This window comes from Nocardiopsis sp. B62 (assembly GCF_018070675.1).
Classification (GTDB): Bacteria; Actinomycetota; Actinomycetes; order Streptosporangiales; family Streptosporangiaceae; genus Nocardiopsis; species Nocardiopsis prasina.
In genome coordinates, this window is record NZ_JAGPXK010000003.1 from 313,759 (window position 1) to 332,168 (window position 18,410).

17 protein-coding genes are annotated in these 18,410 nt (G+C 71.1%); 8 read left to right on the forward strand and 9 right to left on the reverse strand.

Annotation, left to right across the window (positions count from 1 at the left end; genetic code table 11):
• Positions 1–58 precede the first annotated feature (58 nt).
• A complete protein-coding gene (locus KBX21_RS05440) occupies positions 59–1,735 on the reverse strand; it encodes an MFS transporter (protein ID WP_210841180.1) in 1,677 nt (558 codons plus the stop codon).
• A 194-nt stretch (positions 1,736–1,929) separates the two neighbouring features.
• Here KBX21_RS05440 and KBX21_RS05445 point away from each other — a divergent pair, with 194 nt between their 5' ends.
• Positions 1,930–2,481, forward strand: a complete 552-nt coding sequence (locus KBX21_RS05445; protein WP_026129411.1) for a TetR/AcrR family transcriptional regulator — start codon at positions 1,930–1,932, stop codon at positions 2,479–2,481.
• Between the two features lie 33 nt (positions 2,482–2,514).
• Here the strand turns inward: KBX21_RS05445 and KBX21_RS05450 are convergent, their stop codons facing one another.
• Positions 2,515–3,012: a GNAT family N-acetyltransferase gene (locus tag KBX21_RS05450; protein ID WP_210841181.1), complete on the reverse strand. Its 498-nt coding sequence runs from the start codon at positions 3,010–3,012 to the stop codon at positions 2,515–2,517.
• A 515-nt stretch (positions 3,013–3,527) separates the two neighbouring features.
• Here KBX21_RS05450 and manA point away from each other — a divergent pair.
• The 3 genes from manA to KBX21_RS05465 all read left to right on the forward strand — a co-directional run bounded on the left by manA (position 3,528) and on the right by KBX21_RS05465 (position 5,656).
• Entirely contained in the window at positions 3,528–4,721 is a 1,194-nt protein-coding gene (gene manA / locus KBX21_RS05455) for a mannose-6-phosphate isomerase, class I (RefSeq protein ID WP_210841182.1), read from the forward strand.
• A 41-nt stretch (positions 4,722–4,762) separates the two neighbouring features.
• A complete protein-coding gene (locus KBX21_RS05460) occupies positions 4,763–5,146 on the forward strand; it encodes a VOC family protein (RefSeq protein WP_210841183.1) in 384 nt (127 codons plus the stop codon).
• Between the two features lie 135 nt (positions 5,147–5,281).
• Positions 5,282–5,656 (forward strand): FKBP-type peptidyl-prolyl cis-trans isomerase, encoded by a 375-nt coding sequence (locus KBX21_RS05465; protein WP_210841184.1) that lies wholly within the window; start codon positions 5,282–5,284, stop codon positions 5,654–5,656.
• A gap of 155 nt (positions 5,657–5,811) precedes the next feature.
• On the opposite strand, the gene KBX21_RS05470 is transcribed toward KBX21_RS05465, so the two are convergent.
• Positions 5,812–6,987 (reverse strand): acyl-CoA dehydrogenase family protein, encoded by a 1,176-nt coding sequence (locus tag KBX21_RS05470; protein ID WP_210841185.1) that lies wholly within the window; start codon positions 6,985–6,987, stop codon positions 5,812–5,814.
• A 201-nt stretch (positions 6,988–7,188) separates the two neighbouring features.
• On the opposite strand from KBX21_RS05470, the gene KBX21_RS05475 reads away from it, so the two are divergent.
• Positions 7,189–7,830 carry a TetR/AcrR family transcriptional regulator gene (locus KBX21_RS05475; protein WP_210841186.1) on the forward strand — a complete coding sequence of 214 codons (642 nt, stop codon included), beginning with the start codon at positions 7,189–7,191 and terminating at the stop codon, positions 7,828–7,830.
• A 7-nt stretch (positions 7,831–7,837) separates the two neighbouring features.
• On the opposite strand, the gene KBX21_RS05480 is transcribed toward KBX21_RS05475, so the two are convergent.
• The 4 genes from KBX21_RS05480 to KBX21_RS05495 form a co-directional block, all read right to left on the reverse strand.
• Complete coding sequence (locus KBX21_RS05480; RefSeq protein ID WP_210841187.1) at positions 7,838–8,416, reverse strand: TetR/AcrR family transcriptional regulator; 579 nt, start codon at positions 8,414–8,416, stop codon at positions 7,838–7,840.
• Between the two features lie 113 nt (positions 8,417–8,529).
• A complete protein-coding gene (locus tag KBX21_RS05485; protein ID WP_210841188.1) occupies positions 8,530–9,492 on the reverse strand; it encodes an SDR family NAD(P)-dependent oxidoreductase in 963 nt (320 codons plus the stop codon).
• Positions 9,493–9,927: 435 nt separating this feature from the next.
• The gene (locus tag KBX21_RS05490) at positions 9,928–11,586 is read right to left on the reverse strand and encodes a hypothetical protein (RefSeq protein ID WP_210841189.1); all 1,659 of its coding nucleotides are present in this window, start codon (positions 11,584–11,586) and stop codon (positions 9,928–9,930) included.
• Positions 11,571–12,347: an ABC transporter ATP-binding protein gene (locus KBX21_RS05495; RefSeq protein ID WP_210841190.1), complete on the reverse strand. Its 777-nt coding sequence runs from the start codon at positions 12,345–12,347 to the stop codon at positions 11,571–11,573. Before KBX21_RS05495 ends, KBX21_RS05490 begins: the two co-directional genes overlap by 16 nt.
• Before the next feature lie 170 nt (positions 12,348–12,517).
• On the opposite strand from KBX21_RS05495, the gene KBX21_RS05500 reads away from it, so the two are divergent.
• Positions 12,518–13,756: a sensor histidine kinase gene (locus KBX21_RS05500; RefSeq protein WP_210841191.1), complete on the forward strand. Its 1,239-nt coding sequence runs from the start codon at positions 12,518–12,520 to the stop codon at positions 13,754–13,756.
• Positions 13,756–14,469 (forward strand): response regulator transcription factor, encoded by a 714-nt coding sequence (locus tag KBX21_RS05505; protein WP_210841192.1) that lies wholly within the window; start codon positions 13,756–13,758, stop codon positions 14,467–14,469. The genes KBX21_RS05500 and KBX21_RS05505 overlap by 1 nt, the downstream gene beginning before the upstream one ends.
• A gap of 298 nt (positions 14,470–14,767) precedes the next feature.
• Here KBX21_RS05505 and KBX21_RS05510 read toward each other — a convergent pair whose 3' ends face one another.
• Positions 14,768–15,343 (reverse strand): TetR/AcrR family transcriptional regulator, encoded by a 576-nt coding sequence (locus KBX21_RS05510; protein ID WP_210841193.1) that lies wholly within the window; start codon positions 15,341–15,343, stop codon positions 14,768–14,770.
• Between the two features lie 102 nt (positions 15,344–15,445).
• Here KBX21_RS05510 and KBX21_RS05515 point away from each other — a divergent pair, with 102 nt between their 5' ends.
• Positions 15,446–16,918, forward strand: a complete 1,473-nt coding sequence (locus tag KBX21_RS05515; protein ID WP_210841194.1) for an FAD-dependent oxidoreductase — start codon at positions 15,446–15,448, stop codon at positions 16,916–16,918.
• Positions 16,919–16,921: 3 nt separating this feature from the next.
• Here the strand turns inward: KBX21_RS05515 and KBX21_RS05520 are convergent, their stop codons facing one another.
• A complete protein-coding gene (locus KBX21_RS05520; protein WP_210841195.1) occupies positions 16,922–18,316 on the reverse strand; it encodes an MATE family efflux transporter in 1,395 nt (464 codons plus the stop codon).
• Positions 18,317–18,410 lie beyond the last annotated feature (94 nt).

Sequence of the window (18,410 nt, forward strand, 5' to 3'; positions counted from 1 at the left end):
CCCCGGACACACGTCGGCCCCCGAGGGAAGTCCCTCGGGGGCCGAACCACGATCCCTGCTACTTCGCGGGCTCGTTGGTCCCGACGGCCACGGGCGCCTCGGAGGCATCGGTCCCCGCAGGGGCCTCAGGCTCCTCCTGGCGGGCCTCCACGGGCTCCGGAGCGTCCACGGCGGGGTTGCCGTGTCCGCGCAGCAGGAACCAGGCCTGCGCCGCCGCGGCGAGCACGATCACCAAGGCGATGGCCGAGGTCAGGTGCATGCCGTCGGTGAACGCCAACCGAGCCGAATCCATGAGCGCCTCACCGGCGGGCCCGCCCAGGTCGGCGGCCGTGTTGGCGGCACCGCCCAGGGTCTCCCGGGCGGCCTCGGTCGCGGAGTCGGACACCCCGTCCACCTCGGTGAGGTGCCCACGGTAGAACGCGGTCAGCACGCTGCCCAGCACCGCGACACCCAGCGCACCGCCCATCTCGTAGGCGGTCTCGGAGATCGCGGACGCGGCGCCCGCGCGCTTGGGCGGCGCGGCCGACATGATCGCGCCGTTGGTGAGCGTCTCGGCGAATCCGGTGCCCAGCGAGATCAGCACGAAGGCGGTGATCACGAGACCGACACCACGGGTGACGTCGTCGGCCGGAGTGAGCACCAGCGCGCCGAACCCGGCCGCCGTCACGATCAGGGACACCCCGATCACGGTGGACAGGCTCAGGTGGCGGGCGACCCGCGCGGCAACCAGACCGGCGACGATCGACAGGACCAGCCCCGGCAGCAGCACCATGCCCGCGCGCATGGGCGAGACGCCGAGCACCAGCTGGAGGTACTGGGTGAGGAAGAACAACGACCCGACCAGGGAGAACACGATCATCAGGTTGGTGACCACCGCCACGCTGAACACGCGCGAACGGAACAGGTGGACGTCGATCAGCGGGTCCTTGAGCGTCCGCTGACGGCGGACGAACAGGTAGCCGAGGGTCAGACCGAACACCAGCGAGACGACCGGCAGGACGTCGAGGCCACCGGTGGCCAGCTTCTTGATGCCGAAGACCACGGGCAGCATGGCCCCCAGCGACAGCACGACGCTGGGCATGTCGATCCGGCCGGAGTCCGGGTTGCGGGACTCACGGACCAACAGCGGCACCAGGATGAGGATCAGCGCCATCACGGGCAGGTTGATCAGGAAGACCGAGCCCCAGAAGAAGTGCTCCAGGAGCCAGCCGCCCAGGATCGGGCCGAGGGCCGCGCCGCCGGAGAAGCCCGACGCCCAGATCGCGATGGCGAGCAGGCGCTGGCGCGGGTCCAGGAAGATGTTGCGCAGCAGGGACAGGGTCGAGGGCATCAGCGAGGCCCCCGCCACTCCGAGCAGTGCGCGGGCGAGGATCAGGGTCTCGGCGTTGGGCGCGAAGGCGGCCAGAAGGGAGGCCGCGCCGAAGGCCGCCGAACCGATCATGAGCAGGCGTCGCCGACCGACCCGGTCCCCGAGCGAACCCATGGTGATCAGCAGCCCGGCCAGGATGAAGCCGTAGATGTCGATGATCCACAGCAGCTGCCCGGAGGAGGGACTCAGCGCCTCGCTCAGAGCTGGGACCGCGAAGCCGAGCACGGTCATGTCGACCGAGATCAGCACCACGGGCAGGACCAGGACGGCGAGTGCGGCCCACTCGCGCGGGCCCGCGAGTGCGGGTGGGGACCCGTTGCCCCCGTGCGTGTGGGTGGCGCCGTTTCCGGCCTTGGCGGAACTCATCTTTCCCTCGTCATCGCTTGTGGGTTGCGCGCCCTACGGAGTGAGGGCGCGGGCCCGGCGGGTGGCTGGCGCCGTCCGGGCTGGTGGGACGGGAAGTCTGGTCGACCGGGGTGCGGCACGGTGGTGCGGGCACGATCCGGGACTCTTCAACCGTCCAGCCGGTACAGTACCGTCCGGCCGGTACAGTGTCAATCGTGAGTACATCGAACACGCGGGACAGAATCCTCGACGCCTTACAAGACATCCTGATCGCCGAAGGTTATTCCTCGGTGACCCTGGAAGCGGTCGCACGCGCCGCCGAGGTCTCCAAGGGCGGGCTGCTCTACCACTTCCCCTCCAAGTCGGCCATGATGGTCGGCCTCATGGAGCGCGTCCGCGCCCTGGCGGAGGAGGAGTTCCGCGAGGCGGTCGAGAGTGACGAGGGCGTGGTCCGCTACTTCCTGCGCACGTCGCTTCCGCAGACCACGGTGGAGGGTGAGCTCTACTGGGCGGTCATCGCCGCGCTGCGCAGCAAGGAGGACATCCCCCCGGAGGCGGGCGTCCTGGTGAAGGAGCTGTTCACCCGCTGGGGCGAACTCCTGCACGCCGAGCTCACGGACCCGGTGCTCGCCGAGACCATCCGCCTCGCCGGTGACGGCATGTACATGTCCTCGATCGCCGGGCTGGGGAGTCCCGACCCCGAGCTGACCCAGCAGGTCATCGACCGCCTGGCCGAGGCCTCGGATCAGGTCCGCCGGGACCGCTGAGGCCCCGGTCGTCCGTGCGGTCCGGCGAGTCTGTCAGAGGCGGTCCTCGAACACCTGGACCTCCTTGTCCTTCACCGGCACCCGCACCGTCGGGGTGAACCCCTGGCGCTCGTAGTAGCGGATGAGGGAGCCGTCTCCACCTGACCAGCAGTCCACCCGGACCAGCGAGATCCCGCGTTCGCGGGCCTGGGTGCGGGCGTGGTCGAGGAGCCGGCCGCCGACACCGCGACCCGCGTACCTTCGGTCGGTCAGGAGCAGGCGCACGTAGACCTCCCGTTCGTCGACCGGCGGCGCGTAGTCGAGGGCGGACTCGCTGATGACCAGGGCGCCCGCCGTGGTCCCGTCGATCTCGGCGATCCACAGGCCGTCCGAGGCGAGTCCGCGGACCATCTCGACCCTCTCGGGGATCTCCGACCAGGGGCGGGTGCCCCACTGCTCGGCGGAGCCGCGATCGGTGAGCCACACGACCGCTTCGTCGAAGAGCCGCAGGAGTTCGGCGGTGTCGTCCGCGCCGCCTCGACGCAGTCGCATGGGCTGGCTCCTTGGTGTTCGCTTGTCCCGGGTCGGGGAACCCTACTGGTCGGGACCCTCGGGCGGCATCTGGTTTTCCCGGCGCCACCGCCCACTCGGTCCAGCGAGGCACCGTCGCCCGGGGGCGGAGGTGCGTGGCGTGCCGGTCGTGCCGGGGTGATCGGCGAGTGTCGGATGTCACGATCCAGTGCGGGGGCAAGGCCGTTCGAAGCGGGCCTGCTCGTCCTGTGGATGGCATCATGAATCACCCTGGAGGGCACCGTCGGTGGTCTCTCGAAGGTGACAGTGTGGTGCTGTTCACGTGTCCTCGAACGTGGTTTACTTCCCAGTAACTTCGTTGCCGTCACCGGGCGCCGGGTCCACCGGGTGCCTGCCCAACTGGCGAGGTGAAGTGTGCACTACCGCGAGATGTGGGGCGTGCCGTGTCGACCGGGAGGCTTCTCTTGGCAAGACTGTTCCCACCTCACCGGAGCGTCCTCGGGGTGAGAACACGCCGACGGGAAAGCGGGGAGCGGATGCACAGGCTCACCAACCGGGTACGACCGTACGCCTGGGGAGCACGCGCTGCCATTCCTCGTCTGCTGGGTATCGAGCCGGACGGAAGTCCCCAGGCCGAGCTCTGGCTGGGCGCCCACCACGGCGCCCCCAGCACCGCGCACTGCGACGGCGGCGACAGGCCCCTCCCCGAACTGATCTCCGCGGACCCGCACCGTGTCCTCGGCCACGGAACCGCCGAACGCTTCGGCTCGCGCCTGCCCTACCTCCTCAAGTACCTGGCGGCCGAGGCGCCGCTCTCCCTGCAGGTCCACCCCGACGCCGAGCGGGCCCGTGCCGGGTTCGAGGCCGAGGAGCGCGCGGGCATCCCGCTCGACGCCCCCCACCGCAACTACCGCGACCCCCACCACAAGCCGGAACTCCTCCTCGCCCTGGAGCCCTTCGAGGCCCTGTGCGGGTTCCGTGAACCCGCCGCCACCGTCGCCGACCTCATCGGGCTCGACAACGACCTGGCCACCGCGCTCCGCGAGGACCTGTCCGACTCCGACACCCACGCGGCGCTCCGTGCGGCCCTCACCCGCCTGCTGACCCTCCCGGCCCCGGACCGGTGCCGGATGATCGAGGAGTTCGTCCGGGAGTGGTCGGGTGGTGGCGGACGCGGCCCCCACGCGGAGATCGTCACCGACCTGGCCGCCCGTTACCCCGGGGACCCGGGCGCCGTCGCCGCCCTGCTGCTCAACAGGGTCACGCTCTGGCCGGGCCAGGCCCTCTTCCTCCCGGCGGGCAACATGCACGCCTACCTCCAGGGCACCGCCGTGGAGGTGATGGCCAGCTCCGACAACGTGCTCCGGGCTGGTCTGACCGCCAAGCACGTGGACGCGCCCGAACTCCTCGACGTGGTGGACTTCTCGGTGCTGCCCATCCCGTACGCCCAGCCGGGATTCCTCGACGGTCGCCGTGAGTTCCGCCCCGCCGCGCCGGAGTTCGCGCTCCACGAGATCGGGCCGGGCCGGATCACCGCCCATCTGCCGGGCGACGGTCCCACGGTGGTCCTGGCGCTGCACGGGACCGTGGACCTGGTCGCCGAGGTCGGCGAGGGGGTCACCCTGGGCCGGGGCGAGTCCGTGTTCGTCCAGGCCGACAGCGGCCCGATCAAGGTCGAGGGCCACGGCCACGTCATCGCCGCCACGGTCGGGGACCACGAGCGGGAGTGACCCGGTGGTGTGGCGGGCCAGGGTCGACCAGACTGGCACCCATGTTCTCCATGGTGCGCAACATCGCGATCGACTGTGCGGACGCCTACGGACTGGCCCGGTTCTGGAGTGGGGTGACCGGGTACCCCGTGCATCCGGAGTCCGTTCCGGGAGACACGGAGACCGAGGTGTTGCTGGCGGAGGGGCCGGTGCTGCACTTCAACCAGGTGCCCGACGCGAAGGCTGCCAAGAACCGCCTGCACCTGTGTCTGACTCCCGAGACCTCGCGGGAACAGGAGGTGGAGCGGCTGTTGGGGATCGGCGCCACGTTCGTCGGTGACCATCGCAACGCCGACGGTTCCGGCTGGGTGGTCCTCGCCGACCCCGAGGGCAACGAGTTCTGTGTGCTGCGCAGCGAGTCCGATCGCGCGGCATCCGAGGCCTGAGGTCCCCGGAGCCGAACCGCCGAGGCCCCCGAACCCCGCCTTCCGGGCCCCTTTCGCGAACTCTGTCCGGCACCATCGGTCACCACCGATAGCCTGGGCCTCTTCTGTTCACGTCTTCAACCGAGGGGACCCACCATGGCGCTTGAGCGTCCCGAGATCGACTTCATCGACGGCCCGCCGCCCGCGGACCTCCAGATCACCGACATCACCGTCGGCGAGGGCGACCAGGCCGGGCACGGCAGCACCGTCAGCGTGCAGTACGTCGGCGTCTCCCACTCCACCGGTGAGGAGTTCGACGCCAGCTGGAACCGCGGCGAGCCCCTGCGTTTCAAGCTGGGCGCCCGTCAGGTCATCCCCGGCTGGGACCAGGGTGTCCTGGGCATGCGCGTCGGCGGCCGCCGTCAGCTGGTCATCCCGCCGAACCTCGCCTACGGCGACCGCGGCGCCGGTGGCCTCATCAAGCCGGGGGAGACCCTGGTGTTCGTCGTCGACCTGGTCGACGTCAACTAGGCCCTTTCGCCCCGCCGCTCGGCCGGGGGTCCCCCGAGGCCGAGCGGTGGGCGGACGAACCGGGGCCCGTGCCGCGTCATCGAGCGCTGAGCGGGCCCCGGTTCGGTTGCGAGGCCCACCTCGTGCGCGGAGCGGGCCCGTTGCGGTGCCGGGCCCTACCTGAGGGTCGCGCCCACCTTCACATGGCCCTTGAGCAGGTCGCGGGCGATGGTGCGGCGCTGGATCTCGTCGGTGCCCTCGAAGATGCGCAGGAGCCGCAGGTCGCGGTAGAAGCGCTCGACGGGCAGTTCCCGCGTGTAGCCCATGCCACCGTGGATCTGCATGACGCGGTCGACGATCTCGTTGGCCTTCACACCGCCGAACAGCTTGGCGATCGACTGCGCGTGCCGTGAGTCCACGCCCTGCGAGACCTGCCAGGCCGCGTGCAGTACGAGCAGCCGCAGAGCCTCGATCTCGGTCTGGGAGTCGGCGATCATCCACTGGATGGCCTGCCGGTCCGCGATGGGCGCCCCGAAGGTCTCCCGGGTCTTCGCGTACTCGATGCCCATGTCGAGCAGGCGTTCGCAGCCTCCGAGGGCGCGGGCGGGCAGGAGATAGCGGCCCCGGCCGATCCACTTCATGGCCAGGGCGAAGCCCCTTCCCTCCTCACCGAGGATGTTCTCGTGGGGGACGCGCACGTCCTGGAAGACCAGGGACGCGGGGCGGCGCTCGCCCATGGTGTCGATGGGCTCGGAGGTCCAGCCCATGTCGCGGTCGACGAGGAAGCAGGTCACACCGCCGTCGGCGCCCCTCTGGGGGTCGGTGACCGCGAAGACCATGGCGAAGTCGGCCTCCTCGCCGCCGGTGATGAAGGTCTTCTCGCCGTTGATCACCCACTCGTCACCGTCGCGGACGGCCCGTGTGCGGATGGCCTTGGCGTCGGACCCGGCTCCGGGTTCGGTGATGGCGAAGCAGGACCTGCGCTCGCCCTCGATGGTGGGGAGCAGGTAGGCGCGCTTCTGCTCCTCGTTGGCATGGAACAGGATGTTGTCGGCCTCGCCGCCGAACTTGAACGTGAGGAAGGTGCGGCCGAGTTCGGTCTCGATGAGGGCCTCGGTGACGGCGTCCAGGCCCATGCCGCCGTACTCCTCCGGCGTGCCCACACCCCAGAAGTCGGACCTGCGTGCCAGCGCACGCAGCCGGGTCCTCTCCTCGTGGGTCAGTCCGGGCGGGTGGCCCTCGCGTTCGCGGCGCAGCGCTTCGTTCTCCAGAGGCATGAGCTCCCGCTCGACGAAGGTCCGCACCCAGCTCTGGATGGCGCGCTGCTCTTCGCTCAGTGAGAAATCAATCACGGCTGCTCCCAATTAACCTAACGCTGTTCGGTTATTTGAGAGTACGTCGCGCCCGTCAACTCACGCAAGGGGTCGGCCCCACGGTCGGGGACGCGACCGATCCAGGGGAGTTCGACGGGAGTCGGGGCGCCACCGTGCGATGATCAGCGCGGACGCCGGACGGCCCGGCACGTAAGAGCAGCGCGGAAGGGGAGCCCCGCCGTGGCCCGACCCAAGACACCGATCCTGAGCAAACCGGCCATCCGTGAGGCCGCGCTCGCGCTCATCGACCGGGACGGGCTGGAGAAGCTCTCCATGCGCAAGCTCGCCCAGGAGCTCGCCGTGCAGGCCGCCTCGCTGTACAGCCACTACCGGACCAAGGAGGAGCTGCTCAGCGAGGTCGCGGAGGAGGCCACCAGACACATCGACGTCTCGGCCTTCGGAAACCGCGACTGGCGCCGGGGCCTGGCCGTGTGGGCGCGCTCCTACCGTGCGGCCCTGGCCGAGCACCCCAACCTGCTGCCGGTGATCGCCGCCGGTCCGGGTCGCCGTGAGGAGGCGCTGCGCCGGGCCGACGCCGTGCACGGCGGGCTCGTGGGCGCGGGCTGGCCGCCCCGGTACGCGACCATGATCGGAGCCTCCACCAAGTACCTGGTGGTCGGTGCGGCGACCCACTCCTTCGCGGGCGGGTTCGACGACGATGTGTGGGTCTACCAGGACCGTTACCCGAACCTGTCGCAGGCCCACCGGCTGGCGGAGGTCGCGGCCGAGATCGACGAGGACAGCTTCGAGCTGGCGTTGACGGCCTTCCTCGACGGTCTGGTCCCGGTCTACGAGAGGGTCCGCGTGCGGACCGGGGAGTAGACGCGGCTCAGCGAGGTGGTGCGGTGGTGTCGATCCACTCGCACAGGAGGTCCAGTCCGGCCTCGGCGCGGCCCAGGTCGCCGGTGGACAGGTAGTCCGCCTCCAAGCCGGAGAAGGCCGCGTTGAGCAGCGTGGCGAGGCTGAGGGCGCGGTCTGGCGAGGCGCCGCGCAGGGTCAGACAGGAGGCCACGAACTCCGCCCGCCCGCGCAGGAACCCGGCGCTGGACGCGGGTAAGCGTCCCGCCGAGGCCAGCCCCTCGATCTCGCGGATGAGCCGGGTCATGGGGAGCTCCGGGCCGAGGTTGCGCTCCCAGGAGTCGCGGACGATGTCACTGACCGGGACCGCCGGGTCCTCCCACCCCTTGGTGGACAGCAGCGACCGGTGCTGGCGCTCGTCCAGACGGGCCAGGACCGCGGAGAGCAGGTCCTCGCGGTCGGCGAAGTGATGGGTGAACACGCGGGTGCTCTGCCCCAGTCCCTGGGCGAGGCCGCGCAGCGTGAATCCGCTGATCCCGGTGTCCGCGAGCTGTTCGATCACGGCGTCTAGGACCTCGCGTCGCCTTGCGGGGTCGGCCTTCCGAGCCATCTGTACCTCCTGCTGGTCCTCCCGGATCCAACTCTGGCACAGGCGGCGGGGTGGCCAACGCCGCTTGCGGGGCGCCCTCGTCGGACGGGGCGCCCCGCGCGGGTTCGCGGGGTTCAGGATCGGGCGAAGGCGTCCACACCGGTGAGCTCGGCCGACCACGCCCACAGTCGTTCGGCCTGCTCGGGGTCGCGGGCGTGGGCGGCCACCCCGGCCGCTCCCTGCTCGGGGTCGGCGGACTCGGGGGCTTCGGCGATGTCGCAGTTCTCGCAGTACACCCCGCCCAGGTCAGCGAGCTGCGGGGAGGTGGCCGCCCACACCTGGGTGGCGGCTCCCTGCTCGGGAGACTTGAAGACGGAGTCGATGATGTTGCCCTGTTCGTCGATCCACCCGCGGTCGACCTGTTCCTGGGTGGTCATGTGCCGCTGCAGCGGCGTGAGGATGGCGCCCGGGTGCAGGGAGAAGGCCCGCACCCCGCGTGCACCGCCGAGTCGGTCGAGGTGCACGGCGAAGAGGGCGTTGGCGGTCTTGGCCTGCCCATAGGCGAGCCAGCGGTCGTAGCCCCGCTCGAACCACGGATCGTCCCAGCGGATGCCGGAGGCGTGGTGTGCGGCGGAGGACACCGAGACCACCCGGGCTCCGTCGTTGAGCCGGTCCCACAGGCGGTTGACCAGGGCGAAGTGTCCCAGGTGGTTGACGGCGAACTGGGCCTCCCAACCGGGCCCGACCACGGTGTGCGGGCTGGCCATGATCCCGGCGCTGTTGATCATCAGGTCGATGCGGTCGTACGGGAAGGAGTCGGCGAAGGCCCGCACGCTGTCCAGGTCGGCCAGGTCCAGCGCGGCGGTCTCGGCGCCGGGGATCGCCGACAGCGCCTCCTGGGAGAGTTCGGGCCTGCGGGCCGGGACGACCACGCGGGCGCCCGCCCCAGCGAGGGCCCGCGTGGTCTCCAGGCCGATTCCCGAGTAGCCGCCGGTCACCAGGGCGACCCGTCCGGTGAGGTCGATGCCGTCGAGGACGTCGGCCGCCGTGCTGCGCATGCCGAAGCCGGAGCCGATCCTGCTCTGTTTCGTGGTCATGCGGCTCACGCTAGGACCTGGAGCGCACTCCAGGTCAAATCTCACGCGCCGACACCCGCGCCGGGCCGCCACCCGACGCGCTTGGAAACCGAGTCCGGGAGGAGCCCTGCCCGGTGCGCTTGCGGTTCCGGGGACAACCGGGCGAGGCCGCCGGTGCCGGAGTTGTCCACAGGTACGGACCCGGGGCTTGTGGCGGATCACCGGCTCCCGGAGGATCGAGGGTGAGGGTTCGGTCCGGGGTGCGGGGTGTGGCGGACAGTGCGGAGTGCGGGGTGCGCGGACGGTGCGGTGGACGTGGGAACGGCTCTGGCGGTGGATACGGGGCAGGGCCCGCAAACCTGGATGGGCGCGTGCGCTGGAGCGGGGCCGGGGAGGGAAGTACGCCGGTGGTGGCCCTGGGGCCACCACCGGCGCCGCTCTTCCATGAGTGGTCTGTCAGGAGCCGGTGGGCTTGGTCTCCACGTTGGTGGACAGCGCCCCGCGCTCCAGTTGGTCCAGCAGGCCTCCGCCGGACCGGGCAGCGGCCTGAGCCGCGACGGCCTTGCCGTAGCGGATGCGGGTGAAGGTCTCGGGCAGCCGCTTCTCCAGACGTTGGTGGGCGGCTCTGCCCAGCAGCCACGCGGCCAGCGACCCGTTGGCCAGCGCCACCGGAACGGCCAGCCAGGGCACGCCCTGGACACCCGCCCACACGAGGGTTCCGATGGCGGGGGCCGACAGTAACGGCAGGGCGACCAGGGTGATCCACACCTGGATCTGGTTGTCACCGGCGTCGTTGGCGTCCACCCGCAGGTGTGGGTCCACTCCCGGGGTGACGGCCACCACCGACAGCAGGATCGTCAGCCCGGCGGTCACCCCCAGGAACACCACCAGGCTCGACACCACGTACGGAACTGCCCAGTACGCTCCGGCGGCGACCACGGCCACCAGGCTCAGCGCCGCCGATGACGGGCCCGCGAGCAGGGCGAACGCGATCTGTCTGCCCCGCACGTCGGCGCGCAGGGTGTCGCGTCCCTGGCCGACCACGGTCAGCCACAGTGCGGTGCCGTCGTGCCCGTACATGTTGGCGCCTCCCATGCCGATCACGAGGAGGGCCATCACACCAGCGAAGGGAGCGATCTGTGGCAGGTGACCGATCAGCCCGAACACCCCGATGATCAGACCCGTCCACAGGGCTGCGCGCAGTTCCAGGCCGCGCCACGGGTCCCGCCACCACTGACGCAGCTCCTTGCCGACCACCGCGCCCAGTGGGGTGTCCGGCAGGAACGAACGACCGCCGAGCAGTACCCGCGAACCCAGCGGCCGCGACCGTCTCCGCACACCACGGGGGGCCACGCTCGGAGCCAGCAGGCGCACGGTGACCAGCACTGTCACCAGGGTCAGCGCGCCGAGCGCGCCCAGCCAGCCGAAGGCCGCCCCCCACGACCCCGCGGCGGCCGCGTCCACCGCCAGCACCGGCCAGGAGGTCGGCACCACGGACAGCATGGTCAGGACCGTGCCCTGGAGCCCCTCCCGGGACAGGCTCGACACGGCCGAGAACGCTGGCTGGACCACCATCCACCCGAAGAAGATTCCGGCCAGGATCAGGCCCCATTGCAGGGAGGCGATCTCCATCCCGATCCGGCTGTGCATGGCCGCGCCCAACGCCCGGAACACCAGGCGCGACAGCGACACCATGAGCACCAGCAGCGCCAGCATGCCGAGCAGTCCCAGGAACAGCGTGGCCGGATCCGAGGCCCACGCGTGCCAGGCGACCGTCGCCGTGGCCACCAGGGTGAGCAGCGGGCCCGTGCCGACGAACGCCGTCACCAGCAGCCCGGCACCCACCCGGTCCCGGTCCAGGGGAAGGAGGGTGAAGTACTGCGCCCGCAGCACCCCCACCCCGTTGGTGATCGTGGGCCCCAGCAGCCACCCGCCGGCCCAGACCGCGAGGGCCAGCATGAGCAGGCCCGATCGGACCTGGTCGGAGGTGGCCGCCACCGCCAGGTACCAGGTCAGCGCGACCCCCAGGGCGATCATCACCAGGGAGAGGATCCTCGTGCCGACGGAACTGTGCCGTCCCAGGGTGATCTTGAGGCGAATCAGGAGTTCAACCACGCCAGATCCCCCTCCCCGACCTCGCGGGCCCCGACCAGACGGACGAAGGTGTCCTCCAGGGTCGCGTCCACGCCTCGGACCTCACCGAGCGTGCCGTCCGCCAGCACTCGCCCCTCGGCGATGATCGCCACCCGGTCGGTGAGCTGTTCGACCAGGGCCATCACGTGGCTGGAGATCACCACGGTGCCGCCACCGTCGGTGAATCGGCGCAGGATCGCTGTCAGCACCCGCGCCGAGACCGGGTCCACCGCCTCGTACGGCTCGTCCAGGACCAGCACGTCCGGTGCGTGCAGCAACGCCGTGGCCAGCCCGATCTTCTTACGCATACCGGTGGAGAACTCAGCGACCAGCACGCCGTCGCGCTCCGCGCCGTCCAGTTCGAGGACATGGAGCAGTTCCCCCGCACGGGTCCGGGTCACGTCGCGGGGCAGACCGCGCAGCCGCCCCCAGTAGTCGAGCAGTTCGCCCCCGGTGAGCCGTTCCGGCAGGGAGAGGCCGTCCGGAAGCACGCCCATCCGCCGCTTGGCCTCGACAGGGTCCCGCCACACGTCCACGCCGAGGACCCGGGCAGTGCCGGAGTCCGGGCGCAGCAGACCCACGGCCATCGACAACGAGGTGGTCTTGCCCGCGCCGTTGGGGCCGACCAGGCCCAGCGTGGCGCCGCGCGGGACGGCGAGGCTCACGTCGTCAGCGGCCCGCGTCTCGTTGAAGGTCTTGGTGAGTCCGTCCAGTTCGAGGGCTGGAACGTCGTCGCTAGTCATGGTGCCCATACTCCGGGAACGCCGTCCGGTTCGCATCGGTCAACCGGACAGACCCTCTGGCCGAGTGGCCAGCATGAGCACGCCACACCTGGCCTGGTGACCGAGGTGCCCAACGGAGACGTCGTTCTAGGCTGGAATCCGGCCAGGTCGTGACAGTGGAGGAGGGGTGCATGGAGCCGAGTCGCCGCAGCCGCCGCGACCTCGTGGTGGACATCCTCCTCGTGGTGTTCGCGAGCGTGTTCGGGCTGGTGTCCTACGCGGGCTACGCGGCGGACCTGCACCCGACCGACCGTGTACCAGCGTGGGTCCTCTGGCTGGACCTGGCCTGCCTCCCGCTGGGCTGCCTGGCCCTGTGGTGGCGGCGGGACCGCCCGCTGGCCGTGGCGCTGGTCATCGTCCTGCTCTCCTCGTTCTCCACCTCGGTGATCGGGGCGCTCACGGTGGCCGTCATCGGGTTGGCCGTCTACCGGCCCCTGCCGCAAGCGGCCCTGGGAGCGGCCCTGGCCGTGGTGCTGGGGCTGCCCTGGGTCGCACTGGTGCCCGACTCCACCGGCGACTCCATCGTCACCGGATTCCTCATCCTGGTTCTGATGAGCGCCTACGTTGCCTGGGGAGCGGCCATCCGCTCCCGCAGACGCCTGGTCGAACGCCTGAGGGAGGACGTGCGCCGCGAACGCGAGCTGAGGGAGGAGAGGTTGGCAGCCGCGCGGGTGGACGAACGTCGCAGGATCGCCCGCGAGATGCACGATGTGGTCGCCCACCGCATGTCCCTGCTGTCCGTGCACGCGGGGGCGCTGGCCTACCGCACCGAGCGGGCGGAGTCCGGGGAGGCCGAGCCGCTCAAGGCCGCGGAGGTGGGCTCGGCGGTCCGGGTCATCCGTGACAACGCGCACCGGGTCCTGGACGAACTCGGCGACATCCTCACCGTGCTGCGCTCGGGCGACCTGTCCGGAGAGGACGAGGGCACCCACCAGCCCCGGCTCACCGACGTCGCCCGGTTGGTGGCGGAGGCCGTCGACGCGGGGGAGAAGGTCTCCTACACCTCTGACCTGCCCGAGGGCGTCGAACCCCGGGACCAGATACGGCGCACCGCCTACCGGGTGGTGCAGGAGGGGCTGACCAACACCCGTAAACACGCCCCGGGGGCGAAGGTCTCGGTCACGGTGACCGGCGCCCCGGGCCGTGAGCTGGTGATCGTGGTCAGCAACGTGCTGCCGATCGGCAGGGCGGAGAGCGAGATCCCCGGCGCCGGGGCGGGGCTGGTCGGACTGGCCGAACGGGTGCACCTGGACGGAGGACGGCTGAGGCACGGCCCCGCCCGGGGCCGGTTCCGGTTGACCGCCGTGTTGCCCTGGCAGGTCGCCCAGCCCACCGGGCCCTCTGGGGACCACGGTCGGAAGGTGTCATAGTGGAGGCCGTGAAAGCTCCGGTCCGGGTCCTGCTCGTGGACGATGACGCACTGGTACGCGCCGGTCTGCGCCTGATGCTCTCCGGAGGCGGAGACATCGAGGTCGTGGGCGAGGCCGACGACGGCTCGCAGGTGGTGGCCGCCGTGGCCGAGCACCGACCGGACGTGGTCCTCATGGACGTGCGCATGCCGGGGGTCGACGGCATCGCCGCCACCGAGCAGCTGAGAACGGGGCTGTCGGACGGAACTCACCGTGTCCCGGGCCCCCAGGTGCTGGTGCTGACCACCTTCGACGCCGACGCCACCGTGGTGCGGGCCCTGCGGGCGGGTGCCGCCGGATACCTGCTCAAGCACACCGACCCGGCGCGGATCGTCGAGGCCGTGCGCCGCGCCGCGCTCGGCGAGCCGGTGCTGTCGCCGAGCGTGGCCCGCGCGCTGATGGACCGGGCGGCCGGGGTCGACCCGGTGGAGCGTTCCGAGGCCCCCACACGCCGCGATCGGGCCCGGGCCCGGCTGGCGCTGCTCACCGACAGGGAGCGGGACGTGGCCGAGGCGGTGACCGAGGGGCTCTCCAACGCCGAGATCGCGGATCGCCTGTTCATGTCCATGGGCACGGTCAAGGCGCACGTGTCCAGTGCGCTGACCAAGCTGGACCTGTCCGGTCGCATCCAGTTGGCCCTGCTCACCCATGACGCTCGGGACTTCGAGGCCTGAGCGGCGAAGGTTCGGGGAGCCGCTGGTTCCGTTGGGCTGGGCGGCCGGTGCGCCTGCTCGTGCCCGGTTGGCGCCGCCCACTGGTGGGTTGGTGGTGACCCGGGGTTGAGGGCCCCGATACCGGTCGCCGCGATGGTTCCGGCGTTCGGGAGTTGAGAGCCCCGGAATCGGGTTCGACCGTAGTGGGTCCGGTCTTCGTGTGGATCCACGCATGACGCTGGTGGTCCCGGCCCGGGCCCACCACCGCCGGTCGCACGCGAAGTTCCCGACGGGGCGGCGCCGTGGATGCGACTCGGCGTCAGGCAGCGGCGGCGGTGGCCATCGCGGCGGCCAGGGCGGCGGACTCCTCCTCGCCGGGCAGCGGAAGGTCGGTGGCCAGACGCGCCATGATCACACCGGAGAGCAGGTCGGCGACGAGCCGGGCCCGCTCCGTCCCTGGGACCTCGCCGCGATCCACCGCGCGCTCCAACAGCGTGGTGACCAGTTCCAGCCGTCGGTCGAGGAGCCCGCGGATGATCACCGCGCCCGGTTGTTCCCGCAGCGCCGCCACGAGGGCGTGCCTGGCCAGCGTCTGCGTGGCCTGCTCCTCGAACACCCGGTACACGGTGTGGACGGCGGTGGTCAGGTCGCCGATGAGGGAACCGGTGTCGGGGACCTCGATCCGGTCGATTGTGATCTGCTCCGCGGCGGCCAGGAGGAGGTCCTCCTTGGTGGCGTATCGGCGGAAGACGCTGGTCCGGCCGACCCCTGCGCGCTCGGCGACCTCGTCGAAGGTCAGCTCGAACCCGCGTTCCTGGAGCAGCTCCACCGTCGCCCGTCGAATGGCCTCGTCCACGGCGGGGTCGGGTCGGCGGCCACCGCGTCCCTTGCGCATTACCTCTCCCGGAGTCCTTGACTGCAATTCTGGTACCCGTAGTATCGGTACTAGGAGTTCCGGTATTGAGAGTACCGTTGAATCGCCGTAAGGAGAACCGGCATGAGCGTCATCATCGTCGGGGCCGGGCCCACCGGCCTCATGCTCGCGGGAGACCTCGCGGAGGCCGGGACGGACGTCACCCTCCTGGAGAAGCGGGCCGAGGAGTCCAACCTGACCCGCGCCTTCGCCCTGCACGCCCGCACCCTCGAACTCTTCGACATGCGCGGCATCGCCGACGAGATCGTCGACCAGGGCTTCGAGGTGTCCGGGGTCCGCGTGGACCTGGGAGGTGGGGAGACGGCCCTGGACCTGGACCACCCCGAGAGCCGGTTCAAGTACGTGCTGACCGTCGCGCAGGCGCGCACCGAGGCCCTCCTCCAACGCCGGGCCGAGGACCTGGGCGTGCGGATCCGCAGGGGAGCCGAGGTGGTGGGGCTCGAACAGGACGGTGACGGGGTCACCCTCAGCGTCCGAACCCGGGACGGATCGCACACCGAACACGCGTCCTACGTGGTGGGTGCGGACGGGGCGCACAGCGTCGTCCGCAGGTTGCTGGGAGTGGGGTTCAGCGGACGCAGCTACGACACCCACATCATCCTCGCCGACGTCCGCCCGGACCAGGAGCTGCCTCCCGCGATCAACCCGTACATGGGCGCGGACGGTGTCGCCCTGCTGCCGCCCTACGGGGACGGCTGGTTCCGCGCCATCGTCTGGGACCGCAGCCGACAGGACGTACCCCTCGACCACCCGGTCAGTCTGGACGAGCTCAACGACTCCCTGCGGCGGATCACCGGCGGACGGATCAGCGTCGCCGAGATGAGCTGGTCCACCCGCTTCCTCAGCGAACGCCGCCAAGCCGACCGCTACCGGGTCGGGCGGGTCCTGCTCGCCGGTGACGCCGCCCACGTGCACTCCCCGATGGGCGCCATGGGCATGAACACCGGTATCCAGGACGCCGCCAACCTGGCCTGGAAGCTGGTCGCGCAGGAACGGGGCTGGGCTCCGTCCTGGCTGCTCGACACCTACGAGGGGGAACGCCACCCGGTGGGCCGCCAGGCCCTGCGCGTCACCGACTTCGTCCAGCGCATGGCGGTGGCCCCCGCCCCGGTCCGCGCCATCCGGCCCCACGTGGTCCCGAGGCTCCTCCGCGTCCGCAGGTTCACCGCTGCGATGCGCAGGCTGATCTCCGGTCTGGGTGTGCGCTACGACCGGCCCCACGAGGTGGAGGACTCCCCGTCGGTGGGCCGACGGGTGGACGATCTTCCGTTGGTCCACGCGGGGGAGCCGACCCGGCTGTACGAGCTGGTGGACCCCGCCCGGTTCACCCTGCTCGACGCCACCGCGCAGGGGAGCGTTGCCGAGGTCGCACAGCCCTGGGCGGACCGTGTCCTGGCCCTGCGTGTGCGGGGCGACCTCCCCGAGGGAGCGGACGTGCTTCTCGTCCGGCCCGACGGGTACGTCGCCTGGAGTGGCGAGCACCCCGCCTCCGGTCAGGTCCGCCAGATCCTCGCCGAGTGGACCGGTGCCCCCTGACCCTCAGGCGGAGAGCTCCGGGGGCGTCTCCCGCACGACGCGGCGGGACATCCGGAGGAACGAGAACCACTGCGCCACCACGAGGAACGCCGTGGCGGCGGCGTAGGCGGACCACAGGGCGGTCAACCCGCCCCGTTCCATGAGCGGAACCGAGGACAGCACGAGGACTCCGTATCCGAGGGCGAACGCGTACAGGGCGGGCCGGGTGTCCTTGAGCCCGAGCAACCCCGAGTTGGGCGCCGACTGGAGGGCGTCGAACGCGCCCACCAGGCACAGCAGCGGAACGAGCGCGACGACCCCCGCGTGCACCCGGGGATCGTCGGTGAACAGCCCCACCACCGGCCCCGCCGCCCACCACAACAGCGCTCCGCTGACCAGCACCACCGGGATCGACACCAGGTAGCTCGCCACCACCGTGCGCACCACCAGCGCCCGGTCCCGGACCAGGGCCGCGCGCACGGTGAACGGCACGGTGGCCTGCCCCACGCCGACGAAGGAGATGAAGGCCATCCCCACGAGCACCACGGCGACCTGGTGCATGGCGGCCTCCTCCGGACCGATCCGGGCCACCACCACGGCCAGGACGCTCAACGACCCCGACTTGATCAACAGCGTGGAACCCGTGGGCAGACCCACCTTCGCCATCCGGCCGATCCCCGCCCACCGTGGCGCGCCGAACCCGATCCGGTGCCCGCGCAGGATCGTCCCGCGTCGGACCACCGCGAAGTTCAGGCCCACGGTGACCACGTTCATCGCGAGCATGGACAACCCCGCGCCGAGCAGCCCCAGGGCCGGGAACGGGCCGAGCCCGAGCACCAGGGCCGGGGTCGACACCAGAGAGAAGGCCACGGCGGCCAGGGACAACGCCAGCACCGCCCTGGTGTGGCCCAACCCGACCAGCAGCACGGTGGTCGCGTTCTTGACCGCCGCCAGCACCACGTACCCGGCCATGAGCAGGGGGTAGAACCCGAGGGCGGCCACCGTGGGTTCGGCCACCCCGATCCAGCGGGCACCCAGGGGAACGGCGAGGATCATCAGCCCGCCAACGATCCCCAGGAACAGGCCGAGCCACAGTCCGTCACGCAGGACCGGTGCGAGCGCACGGGGTGACCCCTCGTTCTCGGTGAAGAAGGGCAGGGAACCGCGCAGAGTGCCGTGCACGACCATGATCATCGGGTTGAACACGGCGATCACCAGCGCGTACGCGGCCAGCTGCACGGTGCCGGTGTTGCCCAGGACCGCCGCGGTGACCGCGCTCCCGATGAGGGTGGACAGCATCGAGAGGTAGAGCGGCAGGGCCTTGCCCGCGATCCTCCAGGCGATCACCCGCGAGCGCTCGGGCAGCTCGGCGGCGGACGGGGGTTCGGACACGGGGGTCCGGTCGGTGCGTGTTGACATGCTCGGGGATGACTCCTCGGGGGGTTGGGCGTTTCCTACAGGGCCGGGGGCCGTAGCATCTGGCTCGACAGGGTCTTCGACGAGAGAGGACGGT